Source organism: Oleiphilus sp. HI0066, assembly GCF_001635725.1.
Map to the genome: position 1 here is coordinate 1 of NZ_LWFH01000101.1, position 687 is coordinate 687.

1 protein-coding gene is annotated in these 687 nt (G+C 40.0%); it reads left to right on the plus strand.

Annotated features, from left to right (window positions below):
* Nucleotides 1–101 precede the first annotated feature (101 nt).
* Nucleotides 102–687, plus strand: a 586-nt coding sequence (locus A3738_RS01535; protein ID WP_082889930.1) for a MarC family protein, incomplete at its 3' end; no start/stop codon positions are given.

Consider the following 687-nt stretch of genomic DNA (forward strand, 5'->3'; position numbering starts at 1 on the left):
TGAATCTCACACGCGTTGGACAATTTCAGCACACTAGAAATATATATAGACTACTATTTAAACCCGCTTCGAGCGGGTTTTTTGTTTTTAGGACTTTTATTTTGGACATTCTTGTATTTCTTAATGCATTAACAGCATTAGTTGTGATCATCGACCCCATAGGTGTTGCTTTGATTTTTAACGCTTTGGTAGAAGGAAAGTCTGAAAGAGAAAGAATAAGAGTGGCCTTCAAGGCAATAGTAATTAGTATGCTACTTTTGATTCTCTTTGCTCTATACGGGCAAGAATTGTTAGGTCAGCTAGGTATTAATATTCAATCGTTGCGAATAGCTGGTGGATTACTATTGTTTTACACTGCTTTTAATATGATAACTCAGGACGTCGATTTTGCGAGTCTTGACGGACGAGGGGATATTGCTGTGTTTCCAATGTCTGTTCCCTTAATAGCTGGGCCAGGGTCTCTGACAATGGTCGTTTTGCTGTATTCGGGAGCAAGTACTCTAGATGCTAAATTAGCGGTGTTTAGTGCAGTGATAGTCGTAGGATGCATCTCATTTATTTCATTATGCTTGGCTAGCCCAGTCAAAAAATTAATAGGTCGGACTGGTGATGAGGTGCTAAGACGCTTTCTCGGCGTATTGCTTGCCGCACTTGCTATTCAGTTTATAGCAGACGGAATTATTGCGT